Consider the following 24,607-nt stretch of genomic DNA (forward strand, 5'->3'; position numbering starts at 1 on the left):
GGCGGCAGCGGCAGGGCCGGCCGGACTCAAGTACGGGCAGGGCGGGAGTGCTGACGTGATCCACGAGGTGGACGAGGTCCTCAAGGGCCTCATCAAAAGTGGGGCGTTGGCCGGCTCGGGCATCGACGTGGCCTTCGAGGCGCCCACCCGTGACTGGGCGGCCCGGCGCAACGGCCCGGGGGTCAACGCCTACCTGTACGACATCCGGGAGGACGTGGCCCGGCGCCAGAGCGGGAAGATGCCCGTCCACGACGACCGGAACATCGTGGTGCGGCGCCGCCGGCCGCCGCGCTGGTTCAAGCTGTCGTACCTGGTGACCGCCTGGACCAAGACGCCGCAGGACGAACACCGGCTGCTGTCCGCCGTACTGGCGACGCTGCTGCCGCGCGAACTCCTGGCGCCGAGTGAACTCCCCCCTTCCCTGGCCGCGCTCGACCTGTCGGTGCCGCTGACGGTGGCCGGCGTGCAGACCGAGTCCCGCTCCCTCGCCGAGATCTGGTCCGCCCTGGGTGGCGAACTGAAGCCGTCCCTCGACCTGGTGGTGACCGTGCCCTTCCCGGCGTTCCCCGAGTACGACGCCGGGCCCCCGGTCACCGAGGGCGCGACGGTCCTGGTCGGCGGCATCGACGGCGACCCGCCGATGTCCACCGGGCGCTCCCACCGGCCGCACCAGGTGGCCGCTGCCCGCGCCGCCCGCAAGGACGCCCTGGAACACAAGGACCCGACGGACCGCCGTACGGGCAGGCGATGAACGCCCCTTACACCGAGGCACCGGGGACCGCCCGTACCGGCTCCGCGACCGGCCCGTACGACGATCCCGCCGAGGTGCTGCCGGTCCGCCTGGCCGCGCTGCGGGAGCGGGTGACCGCGCTGGCCGAGCACCGCGCCGCCGCCGACCCGACGGCCGACGACCCGCTGCGCGGCCTGTACCTGTCGGACGAGGCCGTCCACCACCTGCTGCGCACCTGGCCGTCCGGCGACGCCCCCGAGGCCGGCGAGCCGGTCGCCGTGGGCGGTCCGCAGGGCCCCGGGGACCGGCTGGCGTGGCTGGCCGGGCGGACGAGGCTGACCGAACTGGACAGCGCGGTCCTGCTGATCGCCCTGGCACCCGACGTCGACCGCACCTTCGAGCCGCTCTACGGCTACCTCAACAACGACGTGAGCCGCCGCCGCGCCACCGTGAGCCTCGCCCTCGAACTCTGCGGGGTGCCCGCGCACCTGCCGGCGGCCCGGGCCCGGTTCCACGCCTCGGCACCGCTGTGCGCCCTGGGCCTGCTGGAGTTGGAGGAGCCCGAGCGGCCCTTCCTCACCCGTTCGCTGCGGGTCCCGGACCGCCTGATCGGCCATCTGCTCGGCGACGACACCCCCGACGCCGCCCTGCTCGGTCTGGAGCAGCCGATGCCGGAGCCGCTGCCCTCGACGGCCGCCGGAACCGACGACTTCGTGAGCCGCCTCACCGCCCGGCTGCAGGACGGCCCGCTCACCGCCTACCTGCGCGAACCGCGCGAGGGCGACGGCCTGGCCGCCCTGGCCTCGGTGCTGGACACCGCGAAGATCGACGCGCTGCGCTGCTCCGGGCCCGAGAACCACGTCCCCGAGCTGCTCCGCGAGGCCCGCCTCAGCGGCCGGGCGGTCGTGGTGTCGGGCCTGCCCGAGAAGCCGGGGCCGCTGGTGCGGGAGCTGACGGCGGCGACGGACGTCACCGTGCTGATGACCGACCCCCGCCCCTACGACCCGCAGTGGTCCCCGGCCGACCCGCTGGTCCTGGACGCGCCGGGCCGCCGGGCCGGCGGCACGGCCGCCTGGCGGGCCGCGCTGGGCGCCGAAGCCGACGGGTTCGACCTGGCCACCGCCGTCGCCCCGTACCGGCTCGGCGGCGACCGCATCCAGCGGGCCGCGCTCACCGCCCGCTCCCTCGCCGCCTTCGACGGCACCGCCCTCACCGCCGACCACGTCCGGCTCGCCGCCCGCCGGCAGTCCGCCTCCGGCCTGGAGAGCCACGCCCGGCGGATCCGGCCCGACGTGGACTGGGGGGACCTGGTCCTGCCCGACAAGCCCCTCACCCAGCTGCGCGAACTCGCCCTGCGCGCCCGCCACCGCGACCAGGTCCTCGGGGAATGGCGGCTCAGCGCGGGCGGCGGACGCGGCCGGGGCGTGCTCGGCCTGTTCGCCGGCGAGTCCGGCACCGGCAAGACCCTGTCGGCGGAGGTGGTCGCGGCCGACCTGGGCCTCGACCTCTACGTGGTCCAGCTGTCGTCGGTCGTGGACAAGTACGTCGGCGAGACCGAGAAGAACCTCGAACGGATCTTCACGGAGGCCGACCGCACCGACGCCGTACTGCTCTTCGACGAGGCCGACGCCGTCTTCGGCAAGCGCTCCGAGGTCAAGGACGCGCACGACAAGTACGCCAACATGGAGAGCGCCTACCTGCTCCAGCGGCTCGAGTCCTTCGACGGCATCGCCCTGCTCACCACCAACCTGCGCGCCAACATCGACGAGGCGTTCACCCGGCGCCTGGACCTGGTGGTCGACTTCCCGTTCCCGGACCCCGACCAACGGCTGGCGCTGTGGCGGCACGGCCTGTCGCACGTCCCGTCCGTCGACGGCATCGACCCGGCGGACCTCGCCCGGGACTTCGAGCTGGCGGGCGGTTCGATCCGCAGCGCGGTGGTCACCGCCGCCTACCTCGCCGCCGGACGCGGGGGAACGGTGACGGCGGACGACCTCCTGGAGGGCGCCCGCCGTGAGTACCGCAAGGCCGGGCGGCTGGTCCCGGGGGAAGGCGACTGGTGATCCCGCCTTCCCCGGCCGTCACTTCTTCGTCAGGGGAATGATCTTCCACTCCTGGTCGTCGCTGTTGCTGCAGTGTTGAAGTGCTCTCCCGGCTGAAGCCGGGAGATTCCCGCTTACCTCGCGGCAGCGGGCTTGACGCGCTTCGCGCGCCTGACGACTGCCCTCCCGGCAGCCGGGATGAGCGCGAGGCCCGTCCGGTACAGGTGCAGGACGTTCCGGGCCGCGTTGTGGTCGGCGTTGCCCGACCAACCGCAGTCCGGGTTCCTGCACACGAACACGGCCTGACTCTCCCGGCTGCCGGACGTGGTGAAGCCGCACGCCGAGCAGCGCCTGGAGGTGCCGGGGGCGGGGACCTTGACCACGGTGCCGCCGAGCTGGGCGGGGCGTCAGCGGACCCCGGGGCAGTAGTGCGTGCCCCGAGGTACCTGACGGGACGGCTTCCCGGCCTCGCCGTCAGTCCTTGTTGGGGTGGACGATCTTCCACTCCTGGTCGTCGGTGTTGGTGCATTCGGAGATGTTCAGCGGGGTTTCGGTGCCGCCGCGCTGGCCCTTCACGTTCAGGCACTTGCCGTTGCTGGCGAAGTTGCGGATCCAGTAGTCGCCGCTCTTCTGCTTCTGGACGTACCAGAGCTGGTTGTCCTTCAGCGTGCCGTCGCAGTGGAACTCAGCGATGCCCGTTCCGGCGGGACGGCCGTCGTACTCGCCCAGGTCCATGCAGAACTTGTCGGTGACGTTGCGGATCTGGAAGAGCGCGACCCCGCCCGGACCGCCCTTCTCGTACTTCACCTCGAGGTTCCAGTACTGGTTGTCGCCCTCTTCGTGGCAGTTGGCCTGCTGGACGACCCCGTTGATCTGGCCCTTCTCCCGCCCGGGGATGTCGGCGCACATCCGGGTATTGGCGTTCCACAGCATCACGTTCATGGCGGGCACGACGGGCTTCGGCTTCGGGGGCTTCTTGGAATCGCCGCCTCCCCCGCCACCGCCACCACCGCCGCCGTCGTTCTCGGGCTTCTCGGGGGCCTGCGGCTCGGTTTCGGCCGCGGGCGACTCGGCCTGGCTGGGCAGGGTTTCGGGGGTGGCGCTGGGGCTGGGCGCGAGGGCGGCGCCGGCCTGCTCCGTCTGCTCGGTCGCACTCGTGCGGACCTGCGGCTTGTACGCGAACCAGATCATCACGAACGCGATCGCCAGCGCCAGGAAGATACCGAAGAAGGTCGCCAGCCAGCGCGGCAGGAACCCGCGCTGGATGTACGTACCCTCGACGTCCGTCGGATCCGTCCCCGACCGCTTCACGGACAACGTGTACGGCCGCTCCTCCTTGGAGCCGAACCAGATGATCTCCCGCGGCTTCAGCGTCGTCTCCACGAACGCCGCACGCCCCGGCTCGATCTGCACGTTCCCCGGACGGATCTCGTAGGAGAGTTGATCGCCGTTGTCGCTGCCCGCGACCGACGCCGTCACCTTCGTGTTGCCCAGGTTGTCGACCGCCAGCCGCGGCCGGCCCCGGAAACGCCCCTTGACCGTCGGCGGCACCAACTCCGCACGCACCTCGGTGAACGCCGTGATCGTCAGATTCCCCTCGGGAACCGTCACCGCGTCCGGATGCTCCGTCGGCGTGATCCGCACCGCATAAGGATTCGGCCCCGCCACCGCATCCGACGTCCGCGGCGGAGCGAATGTCAGCTCAACGGTGCCGGTCGTCCCCGGATACAGGCGCAACGTCTGCGGCTCGACCGTCGTCCAGGGCGACACGTCCCCGACCGGCTCGAACCGGTACTCGTCCACCACGTCACCGGTATTGCGCACCCGCAGCCGCACACGCGTACTGCTGCCGGGATCGACGGTGGCGGACGCGGGCTCGAGGGAAGTCCAAAGGCTCACGCCGCCGACGCTACGCGGGATCCGATGCGACGTCAGGGGCCATGGGGGCAAACCGGTTTGCCCCCGCAGACGACGTCACACGGTGATCCGGACCGCCTCCAGCTGATGCTGCTGGTCCATCGGGCTGCCGAAGTACCGCCAGTTCCCGGCCTCGGTACAGCCCTGCTTCTGCCAGCCCTTGTCCTTGACATGGGTGTTCGGGCAGACGATGCCTTCCGTCGTCTTGAGGGTGAACCCCTCAAGCGGAGAGACCGCCTCCTTGGAGCTACCGAGGTACATGTCGACGCGGTCGTCGGCACCGGCCCACTTGTCGCCGGTCAGCCAGCCCTCGACGACGTGGGCTCCGTTGCCGGTGACGCCCTTCGTGCCGGCCACGGCGATGTTGAGGGCCTTGATCGGCAGGTTCTTGCCGACCGTGCCGGCCTCGGCGCCGTCACACACCGGTTGCTGCCAGCCCTTGTCCGCCACGTAGGCGCGGTAGCAGATGTGCCGGCCGTCGCTGCGCTCGGCCAGCTCCTTCACCGCCGTGGCGGCGGTACGCACCGGCGGCTTGGCCTTCTTCGTCGGCTTCTTGGACGGCTCACCGCCGCCCCCACCGCCACCGCCGTCGTCCTTCGGGTCCGGCGGGGCGGACTGCGCCGCGGGACTCTCGGCGGGGACGGAGGGAGCCGCGCTGGGCAGGGTTTCGGGGGTGGCGCTGGGGCTGGGCGCGAGGGCGGCGCCGGCCTGCTCCGTCTGCTCGGTCGCACTCGTGCGGACCTGCGGCTTGTACGCGAACCAGATCATCACGAACGCGATCGCCAGCGCCAGGAAGATACCGAAGAAGGTCGCCAGCCAGCGCGGCAGGAACCCGCGCTGGATGTACGTACCCTCGACGTCCGTCGGATCCGTCCCCGACCGCTTCACGGACAGCGTGTACGGCCGCTCCTCCTTCGAACCGAACCAGATGATCTCCCGCGGCTTCAGCGTCGTCTCCACGAACGCCGCACGCCCAGGCTCGATCTGCACGTTCCCCGGACGGATCTCGTAGGAGAGTTGATCCCCGTTGTCGCTGCCCGCGACCGACGCCGTCACCTTCGTGTTGCCCAGGTTGTCGACCGCCAGCCGCGGCCGGCCCCGGAAACGGCCCTTGACCGTCGGCGGCACCAACTCCGCACGCACCTCGGTGAACGCCGTGATCGTCAGATTCCCCTCGGGAACCGTCACCGCGTCCGGATGCTCCGTCGGCGTGATCCGCACCGCATACGGATTCGGCCCCGCCACCGCATCCGACGTCCGCGGCGGAGCAAACGTCAGCTCCACCGTCCCCGTCGTCCCCGGATACAAGCGCAGCGTCTGCGGCTCGACCGTCGTCCAGGGCGACACGCCCCCGACCGGCTCGAACCGGTACTCATCCACCACATCACCGGTATTACGCACCCTCAGGCGCACACGCGTACTGCTGCCGGGGTCCACAGTCGCGGACGCGGGCTCCAGCGAAGTCCACAGGCTCACGGCGTAAACGTACGAAAGGGACGACAGGCTGTCAGGGGCCTTCAGGGCAGGGCACGTTGCCCCGACGGGCCGTTCGGCGAGGAGCGGGGACTAGTCCGCTTCCTCCGCGTGGTCATCCACGGACCGCTGGGCGACGAGGGACGGGGCGACGTCGGCCCCGGACTTGAAGGCTGCGCCGTCGGCCCCCGCCGCGACCTCGGAGTCCTGCCCAGGATCCGTGTGGGAGGGGCCGGGACCGTTGTGGACGCCCGTTTCCTTGATTCCTCTGCTGTTCTTGTCGAGGTGGCTGGCCTCGTGGGCGAGGATCTCCTCGTTGCCGATGGCGGACGGGCCGAGGTACACGTCCATGCCGACCGTCATGGCCTCGGCGCCCATGGCCGCCGTCGCACGCTGAGCGATCGGGTCCGTATGAACGCGGCCGGCGGCGAGGTTCGGGTTCTGGTAGAACGACGTCGCCTTGGCGAGAAACGGCCCGGGGAGCGGCGAGCTGGGCGATTTCTCGGCGGCGGCCAGGAGCTGGCCCTGTCCCTCCGGGCTCTTGTCGTCGATCCCGTCGTGCCCGCAGCCGGCCCCGTGCTGATGCTGCTCCGGGTCGACGCGGCGCTGGACGACACGGCTCACCGCCGCGTTCCCGGCCTGGCTCTGGAGGGTCAGCATCCGGTCGGCCGTGGTGCCGAGCGGGGAGGCGCGGCGGGCCGGGCTCTTCTCACCGGTCTGCTGGTCAGCCTGGTTCTCGTGTGCGCGCACAACGCTCCCTCGGCAGATGGTGGCTCGGCACAGGACGGGACTCTCGCAGGTCTACCCGGGCCGGCCGCCCGGTGCAACGGCCGTGAGGGCAGGCTTGAGGGCAGGTGGCCGATCAGGTGGCCGCTCGGACGACCGCTCAGGTGACCGCTCAGGTGACCGCTCAGGCGGACGCGAGCTGCTTGGCTATCACTCCCTCCCATTCCTTCTGCTGCTCGGGATCGTTGAGTGAGGCCTCCCACTCCTCCTCCGTCTGGTTGTGCCTGGCCGGGTCGCACTTGAGGTCCTTGAGGAACTCACGTGCCTCTTCACGGATGTCGTCGGGCACGTTCCTGCCCACAGGGACCGCCGGCCCGGCCGCGAGCGCGTAGATCTCCTGGGCCCTGACCTGCCGCTTGCCCTGCTTGATGGATTTCGTCACCTTGAACGCTTCCAACGTCGCGTCGCGCTTCCTGCCGCCCTTGCCGTCCTTGGACATCTTGGGCTCCGTGGACTCGGTCTCCTCGGTCCCTTCCTGGGTCACCGTGGTACGGGCGTGCTTCTCGGGATGCCGCACCGAGTCATAGCGTTTGACGCCCTTCTTCCTGCCCTTGTGCACGGCGAGACCGCCGAGGAAGAGCGCCGCCGTGCCACCCGCGACAGCGGGTCCGATGGGACCACTGACCGCCCCTGCGACGGCGGCGATCGCCACGGCACCGGCGGCGGCCCGCGCGACGTTGCCCGTCAGGTCGGCGGCGCGCTTGCGGATCTTCCTGTCCTGCTTGTCCACCGCATAGTCCCGTGCGCCGGCCAGGTGCCCCATCAGCTCGCCCCTGAGCCCGTCGATGCGGCCCCGCTCCTCCTCGACGAGGTGCAGGGTGTCCTCGGCCGAATCAGGCTGCGACCCCGACAGTTTGGAACATTCCCGGGCCAGGTTCCCGGTGGCCGTCCCCAACTCGTCGAGTACGTCCTGAAGTTTCCGGGCACGTGCTGCCGCCACGCCCTGGAAATGCTCCCTGAGCTTCTTCCGCTTGTCGTAGGTGTCCTTGATGACGATGCCGCCGCGGCCGGCGATCAGTGCGGAGAACCCCATGGTGAGGACACCTCCGGTAGCCCCGAGAGGAGCCACTCCCGCCAGGTTCTCCGCATTCCGCACCGCGTTGTCGGCGATCTTCGTGACGTCGTTGGCGCCCATGAGGGTGTTCTGCGCCAGGCCGGCGGACTTGCTCTTCTGCTTCTTCCGGTCCTGGTGGGACTCCGGGCCCTTCCCGTTCCGTCCCTTGTAGCCGGCCGCGACGTCACGTCCGTCGTTGATCATCCCCAGTGCGGAGTTCACGACGTTGACGCCGGTCTCGACCTGCCCCTGCCGCGCGGTGGAGCGCACCAGCCCCTCGTTCCCGTCCCGCGTCGCGTCCGACCGGAGGGGCCCGCCGACCGGCGCACTGCCGCGGAGGATCGCGGTGTCGGCCGGATCGATCCGCTGCTTGGACTTGGTGAGACTGAAGGTCTCCTTGAACCGTTCCCCGGTCGTCCTGCCCGACTTCCCGGCACCGGACGCCGAGGTTTCCGGCTGCTGCGCGGCGTCGGCCGCCTTCCTCGCCTCGGCCTCGGCCTTCTTCGCCTCGCCCTCGGCCGTCTTCGCCCCGGTCTCGGTCGTCCCCGCCGCCACCTGCTGCCGCGCCGCGGTCGCCGCCTGCTGCTGAGCCCGGGTCGCCCTTTCCGCCTGCTCACGTGCCGTCTCGCCGGCGGTCGCCGCCTGCTCACGCGCCTGTGCGGCGGTCGCCCCGTACGTTTCCGCCGCGGTCCTGGCCTTCCCCGCCTGTGTCCGCGCCTGCTCAGCGGTCGTCGCGTACTTCTTCGCCTCGGCCTGAGCCGCGGCACTCTCCTTGGCCGCGGCGTCGGCTTCCTCCGTCCGCTGCTCCGCCTCGGCCGCCGCGTCCTTCGCCTGTTGCCGCGCCGTCTTCCCGGTCGTCGCCCACTTCGTCACCTCACCCCCGGCCGCCGCCAGTGCCTCCTTCGCGGCCTCGACCTCGCCCGCCTGCTCCTGTGCCTCGGACTCGGCCTTCCCGGCCTGCTGAAGCGCGTCGGCGGCGGCCTTCGCCCACTTCTGCACATCCTTCTCGGCAGCGGCCCGCACCTCCGCCTCGACCTCGGCCTTCGCCGCCTGCTCCTGCGCGTTGTCGTCGGCCGCCGCCTTCCGCCGCGCCTCGGCCTCGGCGGCCTTCTGCTCCTTCGCCGCCTCCTCGGCCTCCTTCGTGAACCTGGCCACGTCCTCCTCGGCGGCCTTCCGCTTCCGCTCCGCCTCTTCGCCCTGCTTCTCGAACCTGGCCACATCGGCCTCGGCGGCCTTCTGCCGCTGCTCCGCCTTCTCGGCCTGCTTCGTGAACTCCTGCTGATCGGTCCGAGCCGCGGCCGCCTCCCGGAGCGCCTCCTGCTCGGTCCCGTGCTGCGTCGCCGCCCTGCCCTCGGCGCCGGCCCGCCGCCGGTCCGCTTCCCCGGCCTCCGTCGTGTGCCTCTGCTCGTCGGCCCTCGACGTCCCCTGCTTCTGTGCCGCGGCGTCGGCCTCCCGCGTCAGCCTCTCCTGGTCGTCGTGAGCCGCGGCCGCCTTCTTGCGCGCCCCCATGGCGTCCCCGGACGCCTTCCACACCTCGTTCGCGGCATCGGCCCTGCCCAGCGCCGCCGCCGCGACCTCCTGCTTGCGCTCCTTCACCTCGTTCTCGGCGGCCTTCTGCTTCGCCTTCGGATCGTCCCCCGTGGACCCCTTGGACCCCTTGGACCCCTTGGAGCCCTCCAGGCCCTGCCGCTCGGGCGCCGTCACCGCCGAGATCACCAGATCGTCCGCCGCCGAAGTGCTCGCCTGCTCCTGGCCTGTGACCGTGACCCTGGAGAGCTGCTCCGTGCCTGCCGCGCGCTGGATCACCGAGGCGACGGCCCGGTTTCCCGCCTTGGCCTGAAGAGAGGCCAGGGGCGGCTGGTGTCCCTGCGGGCGGGGCCGTGGCGGAGCGACAACGGCCGGGAGGTGTCTCTGCGTTTCGTTCAAGCGGTCCGACAAGGACGTCCCCTCCTGGCTTGATCGCAAGATGACATCCTGGCGAACTGACAGTCGACACAAGATGTTGAATCAGAAACGCCGGGCGTTCGCCAGGGGGCCAAGAGGGAAAGACCAGGGAGTGCGGAGGAGTCTGCCCCAACGGGCACGACCTGGGGCAGTGAACATGCCCCCGCTCCGGCCCCCGGGGACGTTTCGACGGCGGCAACGCGCGCGTGAAGCTGGGGGGCGTCCTGTCTCGTACCCCGAGGAGAGCAGAGCATGCCGTCCTACCTGTCGCCCGGCGTCTACGTCGAGGAGGTGGCCAGCGGCTCGCGCCCGATCGAGGGGGTGGGCACCTCGGTGGCGGCCTTCGTCGGTCTCGCCCCGACCGGCCCGCTGAACGAGCCCACGCTGGTAACCAACTGGACGCAGTATGTCGCGGCGTTCGGTGACTTCACCGGCGGGTACTACCTCGCGCACTCCGTCTACGGGTTCTTCAACAACGGCGGTTCCGCCGCCTACGTCGTCCGCGTCGGCGGTTCTGCCGAGGACGCGGCCGGCGACGTCACGGACGGTTCCGCCACGCCCGCCGCCGTCACCGGAAGCGCCGCCAGGGCCGCGCTGCCCGCCGCCGAGCCCAAGCAGCTCGGCACGTTCGCCGTGACGGCGACCGGCGAAGGCCAGACCGGCCCGCTGACCGTCGAGGTCGCCGACCCCGAGGGCGAGGGCCCCGCCGAGCGCTTCAAGCTGATCGTCAAGGACGGCGAGAAGCCGGTCGAGACCTTCGACGTGAGCGCCAAGAAGGGCAACCGCTCCTACGTCGTCACCCAGGTCAAGGAGCGCTCCAAGCTCATCACCGTGACCGAGGCCGCGCCGTCCGCGCAGCTGGCGCGTCCGGAGAACCAGACCCTGACGCTGCCCGCGCCGCCGTCCGCCGCCCCCGCCGTTCCGGCCGCCCAGGACGAGAGCGCGCACCCCGGCCCGGCCCAGTACCTCGGCGACTCCTCGGACCGCACCGGCTTCGGTGGTCTGGAGGCCATCGACGAGATCTCCATGGTCGCGGTGCCCGACCTGATGGCCGCCTACCAGCGCGGCGCGATCGACCTGGAGTCCGTGAAGGCCGTCCAGCTCGGCCTGATCGCGCACTGCGAGCTGATGGGCGACCGCGTCGCCATCATCGACCCGCCGCCCAACCAGAACGCCCGTCAGATCCGTGTCTGGCGCCAGGAGACGGCCGGCTACGACTCCAAGTACGCCGCCCTGTACTACCCCTGGATCAAGTCCTTCGACCCGGCGTCCGGCCAGTCCCGCCTGGTCCCGCCGAGCGGCCACGTCGCCGGCATCTGGGCCCGCAACGACTCCGAGCGCGGCGTGCACAAGGCGCCCGCCAACGAGGTCGTGCGCGGCGCCGTCGACCTGGAGCTGCAGATCACCCGCGGCGAGCAGGACCTGCTCAACCCGATCGGCGTCAACTGCATCCGCTCCTTCCCCGGCCGCGGCATCCGCGTCTGGGGTGCGCGCACCCTCTCCTCCGACCCGGCGTGGCGTTACCTGAACATCCGCCGGTACTTCAACTACCTGGAGGAGTCGATCCTGATCGGCACCCAGTGGGTGGTGTTCGAGCCGAACGACCACAACCTCTGGGCCCGCATCCGCCGCAACGTCTCCGCGTTCCTGGTCAACGAGTGGCGCAGCGGCGCCCTCTTCGGCCAGAGCCCGGCAGAGGCCTACTACGTCAAGTGCGACGAGGAGACCAACCCGCCGGAGTCGGTCGACCTCGGCCGGGTCATCTGCGAGATCGGCATCGCGCCGGTCAAGCCCGCCGAGTTCGTGATCTTCCGGCTGGCCCAGTTCTCCAGCGGCAGCGGTGAGCTGGAGGAGTAGGACCCGCGTCCTCCGCCCCTCCGCACCGCCCGCCTCTTCCTTTCACTCAGACACCTAGAAGGACAGCGAACCAATGGCACTCATGCCGGGTGACTCCCTCACAGCGAATAACTTCGGCCTCCAGATCGACGGAGTGATGGTCGAGTACCTCGCCGAGGTCAGCGGCCTCTCGCAGGAACAGGACGTCATCAAGTACCCGCAGAACAACAGCTCGACCGGCAAGGCGGAGACGGCCGTTCTGCCGGGCAACAAGAAGGACGGGCAGTGCACCGTCGTGCGCGGCATGACCCAGTCCTCGTCGTTCAACCAGTGGATCAACGACTCCATGAACGGCCGGATGAGCACGGCGCGCAAGAACGCCTCCATCATCCTCATGGACTACGAGGACAACCCGGTGAAGCGGTACAACCTGCGCAACGCCTGGTGCAGCAAGATCGACGCGAGCGCGGTGAAGGCGGGCGACACCTCCGCGCTGACCGAGACCGTCACCATCGTGTTCGAAGAACTGGTCGTCGAATAATGCGGCGTGCGGCCGGCGGGGCGCCCGCGGCGGCCCCCGAGGCCCCTCAGACCGCGGCGGTGGGAGCGGACTTCCCCCGTTCGGCTCCCGCCGCCGCACCCGCGGAGCCGCCGGCCGCGGCGGCGCCTCGGCAGCAGTTGCGCACCGAGTTCCCCTTCGAGCTGCCGCGCGGGTACGTCGACGAGTCGGGCACGGTGCACCGGGACGGTGTGATGCGCCTGTCGACGGCCCGGGACGAGCTGATCCCGCTGCGCGACGTGCGGGTGCAGGAGAACCCGGCGTACCTGTCGGTGGTGCTGCTCGGCCGGGTCATCACCCGGCTGGGCACGCTGTCGATGGTGCACGACGGGATCGTGGAGAACATGTTCGCCTCCGATCTGGCGTTCCTCCAGGACTTCTACCGCCAGATCAACGCGGAGGGCCATACTCGCGCGGCCGTCGAGTGCCCGCACTGCTCGGAGCCCTTCGAGGTGGAACTCGGCGGGAGCCGCCTGGGGGAATCGTGACGTACGCGACCGACCGGCTGCATGAGGAGATCGCGTACGTCGCCTACCACTTCCACTGGGGCCTGGAGGCGATCCTGGACCTGGAGCACCAGGACCGCCGCCGGTACACGGACCAGATCGCGTCCCTCGTGACGCGTGGCATGGCGGAGGGCTGATCGTGGGATTCCTGGACCGGCTGCGGGGCCGTCGGGACGGCGCCGACGGGGGCGAAGCCACGCCCCCGCCCGAGCCCTCGGGAACCGACCCGGGTACGGACACGGGCGGGAGCACGGGCGGAAGTACGGGCGGAAGTACGGCGCCCGCGACCGGCCCCGCGCCCGTGGCCGTCGCCGCCTGGACGGGCCTGCCGCCGATCCAGCGGGCGACGGGTACGGCACGTACGGGAGTGGCGGACGCCGGGTTCGGCGGCCGCCTTCCGACGTGGCAGAACCCGTCGTTCACGGGGACACCGTCCCCCGCGGTACTCAACCCCGCGTCGGGCGACGGCATGCTGTCCGGCGCGGTCGGCACGCCGTCCCGCCCGGCGGCCGGTCTCGAACAGCGCGCGCGGTCACTGCCGTTGGCATCACCGCCCGCCGCTCCGCCGGTGCAGCGCATGCCGGTCGCCCCGCTGCGAGCGATACCGGCGGACACCCCGACGCCGACGGTTTCCACGCCTCCGGCTTCGGGAACGCGGTCCGTCGGTCCCGCCGTGCCGGGTGCGCGCGCGGGGGCGTCCGCCGGTCCGTCGAATCCGCCGGCTGCGAGGGGCGGGACCGCCGCCGCGCCGAGTGCGCGCGGGGGTGGGCCGGCCCCGTCGGCGCCCGCGTCCGCCGCCCCGGCCACGCCGGTTCAGCGGTCGCGCTCCACCGGGTCCGCTTCGTCCGCGGCTCCCGTGAACCCGTCGGCGCAGGCGGCCCGTGGTGTCCGCGTGACACCGGTGCCGCCCGCCCCGCCCCGCCCGCGGCAACCGCTGACCAAGGCCCCGTCCGGGTCGCCGCCCGTGCAGCGCCGCGCCCTGCCCTCGACCCGCCGGACCGCCGACACGCCGCCGAAGTCCTCCGGAACGGCACCCTCGTCGGGCGCCGGCGACCGAGCGGAACCCGGCTCGGCACCGGCCGGGCCCGCCGCCCCGGCCCCCGAGTCCGGCGGTGACACCGCGGCCACGACGCCCGCGTCGCCCCCGGCATCCCCGGAACCCCCGGTGCAACGCGCCGTACGCCCGCAGCAGCAGGGCCCGGCCGCCACCGACACCCCGGCCGTCCAGCGGTCGGTTCCCCGTCCGCCCGCCTCTTCCGGCGACGGCGCGGCGTCCAACGCCCCGGTGCGCAGGTCCGCTTCGCCGTCCGGCGACAGCGCGGCCTCCGGTACGCCGGGCCCGCCCGCCCCTCCGGTACAGCGTGCGACGCGGCCCTCGGGCGGCGGCACCTCTTCCGGCGACGGCGCAGCGTCCAACGCCCCGGTGCGCAGGTCCCCTTCGCCGTCCGGCGACAGCGCGGCCTCCGGTACGCCGGGCCCGCCCGACCCTCCGGTACAGCGTGCGACGCGGCCCTCGGGCGGCGGCGCCTCTTCCGGTACGCCGGTCCAGCGGGCCGTGTCACCTCGGTCGAACCGGCCGGCCCCCGCGCCGGGCAAGGGCGCGTCGACCGGTACTCCGACCACACCGGCCACTCCGCCCCAGGGCGGCACCTCCTCGCCGTCCGGCGGCAGTACGGCGTCCGGTACGCCCGTCCAGCGGGCCGTGCCGCGGTCCGGCCCGGCGCCGGCCACCCGTCCCGGCCCCGCCCGTGGAGCCGGGGCCGCCGGCACCGGTGAGCGCCGGTCCGCCGCACCGGAGCCCCCGACGACCGGTACCCCCGTGCAGCGGGCGGTGCCGGATCAGCACCCCAGCACCGAGGCACCCGCCCGTGCCAACCCCGGGTCCGGCGCTTCCCGTCCGGGCGGGGACGCCCCGTCCGCCCCCGGCGCCGACGCGCCGCACACGCCGGTGCAGCGCGCCGTACCCCGGCCCGGCAGCGCACCGAGCGGCACGGGCGACCTCCCGGTGCAGCGAGCGGTGCCCCCGGCCACGTCCACCTCCGCCGGCTCCCGCACCGCCCCCGCGTCCCGCACCGCCCCCGCGTCCCGGTCCGACCGCGGCCCGACCGGCGGCTCCGAGCAGCGGGCCGCCTCCGGGCCGGCCAACCCCGCTCCCCGGCCTAGTGGCACGGCGGCACCGGCGCATGCGTCCGCGTCCGCGCCCTCAGCGTCGCCTTCGCCGTCACCCTCGCCGGAAGCCACCCCGACGAGCGGCGGCACCACGCCCGCCACCCCGGTCCAGCGGAGCACCGCCCCGCAGGACCGCCCCTCCAGCGGCACCGACCGCACGCCGTCGGCACCCGACCGCACCGCGCCGAGCGGCACCCCGGTCCAGCGAGCCGTCACCCGGCCCGCCCCCGTCACCCCGGCCCCACCGGTCCAGCGAGCCGTGGCCCGCGGCAACCCCGCGCCCAACAGCGGCAGTACGGGAACGCCCTCCGCCGCACGACCGGCAGCCACCGGCGACGGGTCCACCGCTGCCCAGCGGCCGCCCACGCCGCCCCCGTCCGCGAACCGGCCGCCCGAGCCCCCCACCCGTCCCGGCACCCCGACGGGCGCCCAGCAACCCCCCGTCCAGCGGAGGGCGGCGGCCTCCGGCAGCCCCACGGCACCCCAGCCCGCACAGACCACCCAGCCCTCGCAGTTCCCCCCGGTCCAGCGCGCCACGAACACGTCGATACCGTCCGGCACCACGCAGCCCCCGGTGCAGCGCGCCACGCAGCGCACCGCCGGGACACCGCAGCCGCCCGCCGGGGACCCGGCGCCCGCGTCGGCCCCGGTCCAGCGTTCCGCGACGAGTTCCACCAGCCCGTCCGGATCGCCGGGATCGCCCGGATCACCCGGCCCGTCCGCCCCCGTACCCCCGACCCAACCCGGGACGACCCCGCCGGTGGCCACCACCCGCCCGGTGCAGCGCAGCGCCACGCGCCGTCCGGGTCTCGGCGCCCCCACCACGGCCAAGCCGGCCGACGCCGTACGCCCGGCCGCGCTCCCCTCCACCGCCCCGCAGGCACCCGTGTCCCCCGTGGCCCAGGGCCCGTCGGCCCCGCCTCCGCCGGCACCCGTCTCCCGTCGCTCCTCCCTCGGCGCGCCGCTCTCCACGCCGCCCTCCGGCACCACGTCGCTCACACCGGCCTCGGCACCGCTCTCGAACGCGCCACTCACCGGCGGCCGTACGGACCCGCCGGTCCAGCGAGCCGTCGCCCCGGCCGCGACGCCGATCGTCACGACGACCGCGCCGACGTTCACCACGACCACGCCGACCGTGACCGGGACCGCGCCGACCGTCGCGACGCCGACGCCGACGCCCTTCCCGACCACGGCCGCTCCGCTCCCCTCCCCCGGCCCCTCCTCCCCCGCCCCGGTCGCACCCGCCCCGTCGCCGCGGCCCGCCGCCGGTGGCCCGGCCGTCCAGCGCGCCGCGGCCGGCCGTCCGGCGCCCGCCAAGGCGGTCCCGCTGCGCCGGCCCACGGCGCCCGGCGCCACCGCCGCGACGCCGCTGCCCGTGGCGCCCCTGGCTCCTCCCCCGCCCGCCCCGTCCACCCCGCTGCACCCGCCCGCCACGCAGCCGGCCCAGACCCCGGACACCACCTCCGCTCCCCCGGTCCAGCGCTTCCTCGGCCTCAGCCGCGGCCGTACCACCCGTGCCCTCGCCGCGGCGGCCGCGCACGCCGCGCTCCTCCCGCTCAACCGGGCCCAGGAAGCGTCACAGCAGCCCCCGCCGCCCGACCCGCCACCGGCCTACAGCGCGGAGCCCCCGCCGAACGATCCGCCCGCCCAATCGGCCGGGTCCGCCCGGCGTCCGGAGGCGTCGGAGCCGCCGCCCGGGTACACGAGCGTCCCGGAGGGCGGGCTCGACCCGAATCAGCTCACCGAGTTCCAGCTCGACGCGCTGGTGAACCGGATCATCGGCCGCGTCACCCGCCTCGTGCGCACCGAACTGCGCATGGACCGCGAACGGATCGGCAGGCTGCGCGACCCCCGCTGACCGGCGACCTCCCCAGCACACCCGACAGAAAGGCCCACCCGCGATGTCCCGCAAGGATCCGGGCTCCACGGTTTTCTTCAGCCTCGCCATCGACGGCGAGAGCCTCGGTTACTTCAACGCGTGCGAGGGCCTGTCGTCCCAGGTGGAGATCGAGCAGCGGCAGGAGGGCGGCAACAACGGCTTCGTGTGGCAGCTGCCCACCCGCGTGTCCTTCTCCAACATCCGGCTGACCCGGCCCATCACGCCGGACACCGCCAAGGTCGCCAAGTGGATCTCCTCCGTACAGACCGGCATCAAGCGGCCCACCGCGCAGATCTCGGCCCTGCGCGCGGACGGGTCGCTGGTCGCCCGCTGGGGGCTGATCGACGTACTGCCCGTCAGCTGGCAGGGACCCAGCCTCGACCCCAACAACCCGGCCGTGGCGAACGAGGTCCTTGAGATAGCCCACCACGGCTTCACCGACTGACGGCGCCGAGCAGCAGAGAGGAAGACCCATGGCAAAAGGCCGCAAGGGCGCCGGCAAGAGTCTCGTACGCGCCAACCTCGCCATCCACGAACCCCCCACCGGTACGAAGACCACACCCGGTGCGCTGATGCGGACGTTCGGCTTCGAGTTCAACCCGGCCCAGCTGTCGCTCACCCAGCGGACCCAGTGGCAGGCGACCCCGACGGCGGCGGTGCGGAAAGCCGCGAAGCCGCAGTTCATGGGTGCCGAGCCGCGGGAGATGACCCTGGAGATCTTCCTGGACTCCTCCACCAAGCCCAACGGCAACACGGTGCTGAAGAAGGTCGAGTCGCTGCTGCGCTGCTGCGAGGTGACCGCCAAGAGTCTCGCCGCCAAACAGCCGTCGCCGCCCTGGGTGGTCTTCGAGTGGGGGTCGTTCTCCACGGCCCGGTTCACCTCGTACGTCGCCTCCATCGAGGCGTCCTACACCCTCTTCAGCACCACCGGCATTCCCATCCGCGCCACCTGCCAGGTGCAGCTGGTCGAGATCCCCGGCCCGACCAAGGGGCAGAACCCGACCTCCGGCGCGCTCACCGCACAGCGCGTGCACCGGGTCGTCGCGGGCGACTCGCTCCAGTCGCTGGCCTGGCGCGAGTACGGCAGTGCCAACGCGTGGCGCGCGATCGCCGAGGCCAACGGCATCGACGACCCGGCCCGCCTGCCGACCGGCACCGAACTCATGCTGCCCGCCACCGAGGAGGTGGCTCACTGATGGTGCGTCCCGCGTTCTCCAGCATCGTCCAGGTGCGGATCGGCACCGCGAAGAAGCTGCCCGACGACATCGCCCTGATGCTCGTCGACGGCTGGGTCGACCAGGGCATCGGCGTGCCCGCGGCCTTCCGCCTCACCTTCCGCGACCCCGACCACCTGGTCCTCGGCAAGCTGGGCGTGAAGTTCGGCACCAGGGTGGTCATCACCCCGGTGGCCGACGGTCAGGGCGTCGGCAAACCCCTGCTGACCGGCGAGGTCACCGCCATGGAGGCCGACTACGACGGCACGGGCAGCTACACCGTGATCCGTGGCTACGACTTCGGGCACCGCATGATGCGCCAGCGCCGCGTGGCCGCGTACCGCAACCAGAAGGCCTCCGACATCGCCCGCAAACTCGCCGCCATGGACGGCGTGTCCATCGGCCGGATCCAGCCGACCAAGGGCGCCTACGGGTTCATCAGCCAGTCCAACGTCACCGACTGGGACTTCCTCTCCCGGCTCGCCGACGAGAACAACGTGGTGATGTCCGTGGACGCCAAGGGGAAGTTCCGGTTCGTCAAGGCGCACCCGTCCTCCGGCGCGCCCTCCCCGCGGACCGAGGGTGACAAGAGCGCCTTCGTCCTCCAGGCCCGCCACGACATCAAGCGGCTGCGGGCCGCGGTCACCGCCGCCGACCAGGTCGGCAAGGTCGAGTCGCGGGGCTGGAACGTCACCACCAAGAAGAAGATCAGCGAGGTCGCGCCCGCCAAGACCGACCCGGGCATCACCATCGGTTCCACGCCGGGCGAGGCGGCCGGCAAGTTCAAGGCCGCCAAGCTCGTCGAGACCGCCAACCCCTACGACAGGCAGGACGAGGTCCGGCACGCGGCACAGGCCCTCGCCGCCGACGTCACGTCCTCCTTCGCCGAGCTGGAGATCGCGGTGACGGGCAGCCCCGACCTGCGGCCCGGCGTGCCCGTGGCGCTCAGCGACGTCGGCAAGCCCTTCGAGGGCAAGTACACCGTCACCTCGGTGCGCCACCACTTCGGCGACAGCGAGCCCTACCAGTCCTGGATCACGGTCAGCGGACGGCAGTGGCGTTCCCTGTACGGGCTGGCCTCGGGCGGCGGCGGTGCCACGGACCCCGCGAGCGCCGTCCGGCTGCCCAGCGTCGCCAACGCCCTCGTCACCGACGTACAGGACCCCCTCAAGCAGGGCAGGGTCAAGCTCCAGTTCCCGTGGCTGGACGACACCTACGTCAGCGACTGGGCGCGCAGCGTGCAGCTGGGCGGCGTGGCCGGCGGCGGCGTCTTCCCCATGGACGTCGGCGACGAGGTGCTGGTCGCGTTCGACCGGGGAGCGCTGGACCATCCGTTCGTGATCGGTGGCCTCTACAACGGCCGGGACGTGCCGACCAGGGTGAACGACGTGCCGCTGCACGACGGTCTGAAGAAGAAGGCCGCCCGGCACACCCTGTCAGACCGAAAGGGCAACCGCGTCGACCTGCTCAGCCAGCGCACCGGCATGCGCAAACAGGGCGTCCGGATCGCCAGCGGGGACGACAGGCTGACCATCAACCTGGACCGCACCAAGACGGAGATCACGGTCGACAGCAAGGGCTCGGTCAGCATCACCGGCAGCCGCTCGGTGTCGGTGGAGGCAGGGTTCAACCTGTCACTCACCGCCGGGCGCTCCCTGACCATCAAGAGCGGCGGCCCGCTCACCCTCCAGGGCGGCAGCGTGATCAACATGCGGAGCCCGGGGCAGATCGGAGTGAACGCGGGAGGCGCCCTGAACCTGGCGGCGGGCGCGGCGGCGAGCCTGTCCAGCGGAGCCGCCACGAACATCACCGGCGGCGCCAGCCTGCAGCTCAACTCCGCCACGACGAGGGTCGTGGGAGCGAGCTTCTCCGTCCTGTCCCCGTCGTTCAATTTCATCTCGCCCCCCAAGCCCGGTGCGTCATGAACCGTTCCCGCGGAAGGCAGGTGGCCCCCTGATGGCCGAACAGTTCGTCGGCTCCGGCTGGTCGTTCCCCCTGCGTATCGGGCCCACCGGCGGCATCGCCCTGGTCAGCGGGGAGCGGGAGATCGAGGAGGCCATGCAGCTGGTCCTGGCCACCGCGCCGGGCGAGCGGCCGATGCGCCCCGAGTTCGGCTGCGCCATCCACGACCTCGTCTTCGCCCCGGTCAACGAGCAGACCGCCGGCCGCATCCAGCACGAGGTGTACACCAGCCTCGACCGCTGGGAGCCGCGCATCGAGGTCCACGACGTCGATGTCACCGCCGGTGACGACCAGAGCGTCCTCTACATCGACGTGCGCTACTCGATCCGTGGCACCAACAACCCGCGCAGCCTGGTCTTCCCGTTCTACGTCATCCCCTCCCACGACGAGCCGGACCTCCCCGACGGTCCGGCCGGCCCCGCGGGCCTCCCGGGCTCTCCCGAAAGCGATCGCTGATGTCCCTGCCCTCCCCCAACCTCGACGACCGCCGCTTCCAGCAGTTCGTCGACGACGCCAAGCGCTACATCCAGCAGCGCGCCCCGGAGTGGACCGACCACAACGTCTCCGACCCCGGCGTCACCCTCGTCGAGACGGTCGCCCACATGGCCGACCAGATCGTCTACCGCCTCAACCGGGTGCCGGAGAAGAACCACCTCGCCTTCCTCGACCTGGTCGGCATCACGCTCTTCCCGCCGTCCGCCGCCCGCACGGAGGTCACCTTCTGGCTGTCCGCGCCGCAGGAGGACTCGATCCTCGTGCCGGTCGGCTCCGAGGTCGCCACCCTGCGCACCGAGCGGGACGAGGCGGTCGTGTTCGCCACCGAGGGGGACCTGACCGTCGTACCGTGCGACCTGAGCCACCTGGTGGTGCAGCACAGCGGCGAAGCCGTCACCGACCGGACCACGGACCTCGCCGAGGGCAAGGACCTGATGTGCTTCGCCGAGGCGCCCCGCCCCGGCGACTGCATGCTCATCGGCCTCACCTCCGCCGTTCCGCACTGCGCGCTCGCCCTGGAACTCGACAGCCGCGTCGACGGTGTCGGCGTCGACCCCCGGCAGCCACCCCTGGTCTGGGAGGCCTGGACCGAGGACGGCTGGCAGCCCTGCGAGATCGACCGGGACGGCACCGGCGGTCTCAACCGCCCCGGTGACATCGTGCTCCACGTCCCCGGCGGGCACGTCCTGTCCCGCAACGGCGGCCACGAGGCGGGCTGGATACGCTGCCGGGTCACCGAACCCCTGCCCGGCCAGCCCTTCTACACGACCTCGCCGACCATCCACGCCGCCGAGGCGTACACCATCGGCGGCACCACCGGCGTCGTACACGCCGAGTCCGTGCACGACGAGGCGCTCGGCGAGTCCACCGGCCTGCCGGGACAGCGGCTGCGGCTCGAACACTCCCCCGTCGTCGCCGGCGACCCGCCCGTCCTCCTCCAGACCGCCGCCGACGACGGCTGGCAGGACTGGCAGGTCGTCCCGCACTTCGCGGGCTCCCGCCCCGACGACCACCACATCACCCTGGACGCCGCCACCGGCGAGATCGCCTTCGGCCCCGCCGTGCGCGAGGCCGACGGCACCCTGCGCCAGTACGGCACCGTCGCCCCCAAGGGCGCCGTCATCCGCGCCCTGCGCTACCGCACCGGCGGCGGCAGGGCCGGCAACGTGGCCCGCGGCGCCGTACAGGTGCTGCGCACCTCCATCCCGTACGTCTCCGAGGTCGTCAACCGTGAGGCGGCCCGCGGCGGCGTCGACGGCGAGACCGTCGAGGAGGCGAAGCTCCGGGCGCCGATCACCCTCCGCGCCCAGGAGCGCGCCGTGACCCTGCGCGACTACGAGGAACTCGCCCGCCGCGCCGCCCCGGAGACCGCCCGCATCACCTGCCTGGAGGGCGAGGAGGGCGACCACGGCGCCTACGCGGTCCGTGTCCTCGTGGTCCCGCAGGCCGTGCCCGACCCGGGCGGACGGCTCCGCTTCGAGCAACTCGTCCCCGGCGACGCCCTCCTGGGCCGCATCACCCGCCACCTCGACGAACGCCGCCTCATCGGCACCCGCCTCGCCGTCGGCCCGCCCTACTACCAGGGCGTCACCGTCGTCGCCACGGTGCACGCCTTCCGCGGCGTCGACACCGACCGGGTGCGCCGCCAGGCCCACGACGCCCTCTACCGCCACCTCGACCCGCTCACCGGCGGCGCCGACGGCCGGGGCTGGCCCTTCGGACGCCCCGTGCAGACCGGCGAGGTCTTCGCCGTGCTCCAGCGCGTGCCCGGCGTCGAACTCGTCGACGAGGTCGTCCTGCACCCCGCCGACCCGCTCACCGGCAAGCGCGGCGACCCCACCGACCGCATCGACCTCCAGCCGCCCGCGCTGGTCTTCTCCTTCGACCACCGGGTCCGCGTGATCGGGGACGGCGCGTGACGGCCGCCGCGTCGTACCGGGGTTCCGTCGACGGACTCGGCTCCTCGCTGCCGATCGGCACGATGCTGCCGGCCGTCTTCGCCGACGACGACCTCGCGCTGCGCTTCGTCGGCGGGCTCGACGACGTCCTCGCGCCCATCCTCAACGTCCTGGACTGCCTGGACACCTACTTCGACCCCGCCCTCACCCCGGCCGACTTCGCGCAGTGGCTCGGCAGCTGGGTCGGCGCCGAGACCGACGGCACCGAACCCGAGCCGATGCTGCGCGCGGCCGTCGCCGCCGCCGCCCGCCTGCACCGCGTCCGGGGCACCCGGCAGGGCCTGTCCGAGGCCGTACGGCTCGCGTTCGGCGTGGAGCCGGACATCAGCGAGAGCGGCGGCGCCGACTGGAACGCCCGCCCCCTCGGCCCGTTCCCCGGCGCTCCCCGCCCCCACCTGCACGTCACCCTCCGGCTGCCCGAACCCAGACCCGGCGACACCCATCGCCTGGACGCCCTGGTCGCCGCCGCCCGTCCCGCCCACATGCCCTACACGGTCGAAGTGACCGCCTCCGAAAGGACCCCGGAGAGATGACCACGCAGAACTGCGCCGAGTGCGGGACGCCCGCGGAACCGGGCCAGTCCTTCTGCGACGCGTGCGGCGCCGTACTCCGCTGGGACCAGGCCGGCGCCCGCACCGCGCAGCCCGCGACCGCCTCGGCCGCCGGCGGGGACGCCGCCGGACCGGCCGCCGCCCCCGCCGGACCCGGCCACCAGGCCACGGCGACCGCCCCGGGCGGCGCCGACGCGCCGGACGACGAGGCGGAGGACAACCCGACCGTGCCGCAGCCGCGCCGCTCGGCGAGCGCGCACGCCCCCGGCACGACGGACGTCGGTGCGGCGGGGGCCGGTGCGGCGGCAGCCGGTGCGGCAGGAGCCGGTGCGGCAGGAGCCGGTGCGGCGGGGGCCGCCAGGACCGCCGACGCGGATGCCGCACCCGCGGCCCCCACCGCGTCCGCCTCCTCCGCCCCGGCGCCCTCCCGCACCCCCGACACGGACGAGACCGCCCCCACCATCCCGGTGGCACCGGTGACACCGGTGCCCGCACCGAACGCGCTCACCGACACCATGTCCGACCGCGCCCGCTCCCTCCTCGTCCCCGTCGCCGACCCGGAGGCGCCCGCTCCGGCGCCGCCCCCCGGCATCGCCCCGGTCCTGCCCGGCCGCCCCGACGCGGACCGGCCCCAGGTCCGCGCGCCCGGCCACGTGGACATCGCCAACGGCCCGCCGTGCCCGTGGTGCTCCACGCCCAACCGCCCCGACCGCCACTACTGCGCGCGCTGCGCGATGCCCCTGATCGCCTCCGGTGAGCACAACACCCTGCGCGCCCCCTGGTGGCGCAGGCTCTTCGGTGGCACCCGCCGCGAGACCCCCTGGGCCGGCGACCGGCCGCGCCTGCGCCGGGTCTTCGACCGCATCGGCACCTGGATCACCATCGTCGTGGTCGTGACCCTGACCGTCCTCGGCTTCATGTACATCCCCGACGGCTACCAGGCCACCCGCGACCACTTCGCCAAGCGCGCCCCGGTCTCCCCGGACCGGATCACGGCCTCGCACTCCTACGCCGGCCACAAGCCGCAGCTCGTCATCGACCAGCTCAGCAACACCTGGTGGGGTCCCGGCATCTCGCAGTCCGGCAAGGGCGAATGGATCGAGGCCACCTTCACCGAGCCCACCCGCCTGCTGGACGTCATCATCACGCCCGGCGTCTCCACCCGCGCCGAGAAGAACAAGGAGAGCGCCCTCCCGCACCGCGTGAAGGCGACGATCACCCTGAAGGACGGGTCGACCAAGACGCGCAGCCTCACCCTGGACCAGGGGGCCGGCGGCCAGCGACGCCCGTTCCGCGTCGGCGAGGTCACCAAGGTCCGCTTCACCATCGAGTCGTCCCACGCGGCATCGGCGGACAAGCAGGTGGCCATCGCGGAGATCGAGTTCTTCGGCCGGTCCAGCGCCAACCGCTCCTGACCCACAGCAGGACCCGCAGCAGGGCGGGGGGGGGGGGCCCGGGGGGCGGGGGGGGCCGGGGTGGCGGCGCCGGGGGGGGGGGGGGGCGGCGCGGGCGGGGCGGGGAGCCCGGGCCGC

General features: G+C 73.0%; 20 protein-coding genes and 1 pseudogene. 14 read left to right on the forward strand and 7 right to left on the reverse strand.

What is annotated here, in order from left to right; genetic code table 11:
• Nucleotides 1-55: 55 nt before the first annotated feature.
• Together ACFWR9_RS10620 and ACFWR9_RS10625 are read left to right on the forward strand one after the other, a co-directional pair.
• The gene (locus ACFWR9_RS10620) at nucleotides 56-751 is read left to right on the forward strand and encodes a DUF4255 domain-containing protein (protein WP_383838675.1); all 696 of its coding nucleotides are present in this window, start codon (nucleotides 56-58) and stop codon (nucleotides 749-751) included.
• Nucleotides 748-2,793, forward strand: coding sequence for an ATP-binding protein (locus tag ACFWR9_RS10625; RefSeq protein WP_383838678.1), 2,046 nt, complete (start codon nucleotides 748-750; stop codon nucleotides 2,791-2,793). The genes ACFWR9_RS10620 and ACFWR9_RS10625 overlap by 4 nt, the downstream gene beginning before the upstream one ends.
• Nucleotides 2,794-2,906: 113 nt before the next feature.
• Here the strand turns inward: ACFWR9_RS10625 and ACFWR9_RS10630 are convergent.
• From ACFWR9_RS10630 to ACFWR9_RS10650, 5 genes and pseudogenes are all read right to left on the reverse strand, one after another.
• Nucleotides 2,907-3,179, reverse strand: a pseudogene (locus tag ACFWR9_RS10630) (zinc ribbon domain-containing protein); the annotation flags it as partial.
• Between the two features lie 67 nt (nucleotides 3,180-3,246).
• Entirely contained in the window at nucleotides 3,247-4,671 is a 1,425-nt protein-coding gene (locus tag ACFWR9_RS10635; RefSeq protein WP_383838681.1) for a ricin-type beta-trefoil lectin domain protein, read from the reverse strand.
• Between the two features lie 75 nt (nucleotides 4,672-4,746).
• Nucleotides 4,747-6,165, reverse strand: a complete 1,419-nt coding sequence (locus tag ACFWR9_RS10640; RefSeq protein WP_383838684.1) for a hydrolase — start codon at nucleotides 6,163-6,165, stop codon at nucleotides 4,747-4,749.
• Nucleotides 6,166-6,255: 90 nt separating this feature from the next.
• On the reverse strand, nucleotides 6,256-6,912 hold the full coding sequence (locus ACFWR9_RS10645) for a DUF4157 domain-containing protein (protein ID WP_383838687.1): 657 nt from the start codon (nucleotides 6,910-6,912) through the stop codon (nucleotides 6,256-6,258).
• A 160-nt stretch (nucleotides 6,913-7,072) separates the two neighbouring features.
• Nucleotides 7,073-9,808, reverse strand: coding sequence for a hypothetical protein (locus ACFWR9_RS10650; protein WP_383838690.1), 2,736 nt, complete (start codon nucleotides 9,806-9,808; stop codon nucleotides 7,073-7,075).
• Between the two features lie 390 nt (nucleotides 9,809-10,198).
• Between ACFWR9_RS10650 and ACFWR9_RS10655 the strand changes: the two genes are divergently transcribed.
• From ACFWR9_RS10655 to ACFWR9_RS10670, 4 genes are all read left to right on the forward strand, one after another.
• Nucleotides 10,199-11,803 carry a phage tail sheath subtilisin-like domain-containing protein gene (locus ACFWR9_RS10655; protein ID WP_383838693.1) on the forward strand — a complete coding sequence of 535 codons (1,605 nt, stop codon included), beginning with the start codon at nucleotides 10,199-10,201 and terminating at the stop codon, nucleotides 11,801-11,803.
• A gap of 73 nt (nucleotides 11,804-11,876) precedes the next feature.
• Nucleotides 11,877-12,323: a phage tail protein gene (locus ACFWR9_RS10660; RefSeq protein ID WP_383838696.1), complete on the forward strand. Its 447-nt coding sequence runs from the start codon at nucleotides 11,877-11,879 to the stop codon at nucleotides 12,321-12,323.
• Nucleotides 12,323-12,829 (forward strand): hypothetical protein, encoded by a 507-nt coding sequence (locus tag ACFWR9_RS10665; RefSeq protein WP_383838699.1) that lies wholly within the window; start codon nucleotides 12,323-12,325, stop codon nucleotides 12,827-12,829. The genes ACFWR9_RS10660 and ACFWR9_RS10665 overlap by 1 nt, the downstream gene beginning before the upstream one ends.
• Nucleotides 12,826-12,984 carry a DUF6760 family protein gene (locus tag ACFWR9_RS10670; protein WP_185832758.1) on the forward strand — a complete coding sequence of 53 codons (159 nt, stop codon included), beginning with the start codon at nucleotides 12,826-12,828 and terminating at the stop codon, nucleotides 12,982-12,984. The genes ACFWR9_RS10665 and ACFWR9_RS10670 overlap by 4 nt, the downstream gene beginning before the upstream one ends.
• Before the next feature lie 676 nt (nucleotides 12,985-13,660).
• Here ACFWR9_RS10670 and ACFWR9_RS10675 read toward each other — a convergent pair.
• Nucleotides 13,661-14,578: a hypothetical protein gene (locus ACFWR9_RS10675; RefSeq protein ID WP_383838702.1), complete on the reverse strand. Its 918-nt coding sequence runs from the start codon at nucleotides 14,576-14,578 to the stop codon at nucleotides 13,661-13,663.
• 108 nt (nucleotides 14,579-14,686) lie between these two features.
• Complete coding sequence (locus ACFWR9_RS10680; protein WP_383838705.1) at nucleotides 14,687-16,207, reverse strand: hypothetical protein; 1,521 nt, start codon at nucleotides 16,205-16,207, stop codon at nucleotides 14,687-14,689.
• On the opposite strand from ACFWR9_RS10680, the gene ACFWR9_RS10685 reads away from it, so the two are divergent.
• The 8 genes from ACFWR9_RS10685 (at nucleotide 16,152) to ACFWR9_RS10720 (ending at nucleotide 24,490) form a co-directional block, all read left to right on the forward strand.
• Complete coding sequence (locus ACFWR9_RS10685) at nucleotides 16,152-16,874, forward strand: hypothetical protein (RefSeq protein WP_383838708.1); 723 nt, start codon at nucleotides 16,152-16,154, stop codon at nucleotides 16,872-16,874. The two genes, ACFWR9_RS10680 and ACFWR9_RS10685, sit on opposite strands and share 56 nt — an antisense overlap.
• A 43-nt stretch (nucleotides 16,875-16,917) precedes the next feature.
• A complete protein-coding gene (locus tag ACFWR9_RS10690) occupies nucleotides 16,918-17,340 on the forward strand; it encodes a phage tail protein (protein WP_383838711.1) in 423 nt (140 codons plus the stop codon).
• Nucleotides 17,341-17,368: 28 nt separating this feature from the next.
• Nucleotides 17,369-18,091 (forward strand): LysM peptidoglycan-binding domain-containing protein, encoded by a 723-nt coding sequence (locus ACFWR9_RS10695; protein ID WP_383838714.1) that lies wholly within the window; start codon nucleotides 17,369-17,371, stop codon nucleotides 18,089-18,091.
• Nucleotides 18,091-20,034 (forward strand): VgrG-related protein, encoded by a 1,944-nt coding sequence (locus ACFWR9_RS10700; RefSeq protein WP_383838717.1) that lies wholly within the window; start codon nucleotides 18,091-18,093, stop codon nucleotides 20,032-20,034. The genes ACFWR9_RS10695 and ACFWR9_RS10700 overlap by 1 nt, the downstream gene beginning before the upstream one ends.
• 31 nt (nucleotides 20,035-20,065) lie before the next feature.
• Nucleotides 20,066-20,527, forward strand: a complete 462-nt coding sequence (locus ACFWR9_RS10705) for a GPW/gp25 family protein (protein WP_383838720.1) — start codon at nucleotides 20,066-20,068, stop codon at nucleotides 20,525-20,527.
• Complete coding sequence (locus tag ACFWR9_RS10710; protein WP_383838723.1) at nucleotides 20,527-22,485, forward strand: putative baseplate assembly protein; 1,959 nt, start codon at nucleotides 20,527-20,529, stop codon at nucleotides 22,483-22,485. The genes ACFWR9_RS10705 and ACFWR9_RS10710 overlap by 1 nt, the downstream gene beginning before the upstream one ends.
• Nucleotides 22,486-22,547: 62 nt before the next feature.
• Entirely contained in the window at nucleotides 22,548-23,057 is a 510-nt protein-coding gene (locus tag ACFWR9_RS10715; protein WP_383838831.1) for a phage tail protein, read from the forward strand.
• A complete protein-coding gene (locus ACFWR9_RS10720) occupies nucleotides 23,054-24,490 on the forward strand; it encodes a zinc ribbon domain-containing protein (protein ID WP_383838726.1) in 1,437 nt (478 codons plus the stop codon). The genes ACFWR9_RS10715 and ACFWR9_RS10720 overlap by 4 nt, the downstream gene beginning before the upstream one ends.
• Nucleotides 24,491-24,607: the final 117 nt, after the last annotated feature.

Source organism: Streptomyces sp. NPDC058534 (genome assembly GCF_042717365.1).
Classification (GTDB): domain Bacteria; phylum Actinomycetota; class Actinomycetes; order Streptomycetales; family Streptomycetaceae; genus Streptomyces.

Excerpts from the sequence above, each read along its gene's own strand:
- ACFWR9_RS10690 (WP_383838711.1), top strand. The coding sequence starts at position 16,918 with ATGTCCCGCAAGGATCCGGGCTCCACGGTTTTCTTCAGCCTCGCCATC.
- ACFWR9_RS10710 (WP_383838723.1), top strand. The coding sequence starts at position 20,527 with ATGTCCCTGCCCTCCCCCAACCTCGACGACCGCCGCTTCCAGCAGTTC.
- ACFWR9_RS10720 (WP_383838726.1), top strand. The coding sequence starts at position 23,054 with ATGACCACGCAGAACTGCGCCGAGTGCGGGACGCCCGCGGAACCGGGC.
- ACFWR9_RS10625 (WP_383838678.1), top strand. The coding sequence starts at position 748 with ATGAACGCCCCTTACACCGAGGCACCGGGGACCGCCCGTACCGGCTCC.
- ACFWR9_RS10695 (WP_383838714.1), top strand. The coding sequence starts at position 17,369 with ATGGCAAAAGGCCGCAAGGGCGCCGGCAAGAGTCTCGTACGCGCCAAC.
- ACFWR9_RS10705 (WP_383838720.1), top strand. The coding sequence starts at position 20,066 with ATGGCCGAACAGTTCGTCGGCTCCGGCTGGTCGTTCCCCCTGCGTATC.
- ACFWR9_RS10660 (WP_383838696.1), top strand. The coding sequence starts at position 11,877 with ATGGCACTCATGCCGGGTGACTCCCTCACAGCGAATAACTTCGGCCTC.
- ACFWR9_RS10700 (WP_383838717.1), top strand. The coding sequence starts at position 18,091 with ATGGTGCGTCCCGCGTTCTCCAGCATCGTCCAGGTGCGGATCGGCACC.
- ACFWR9_RS10655 (WP_383838693.1), top strand. The coding sequence starts at position 10,199 with ATGCCGTCCTACCTGTCGCCCGGCGTCTACGTCGAGGAGGTGGCCAGC.
- ACFWR9_RS10715 (WP_383838831.1), top strand. The coding sequence starts at position 22,548 with ATGCTGCCGGCCGTCTTCGCCGACGACGACCTCGCGCTGCGCTTCGTC.
- ACFWR9_RS10665 (WP_383838699.1), top strand. The coding sequence starts at position 12,323 with ATGCGGCGTGCGGCCGGCGGGGCGCCCGCGGCGGCCCCCGAGGCCCCT.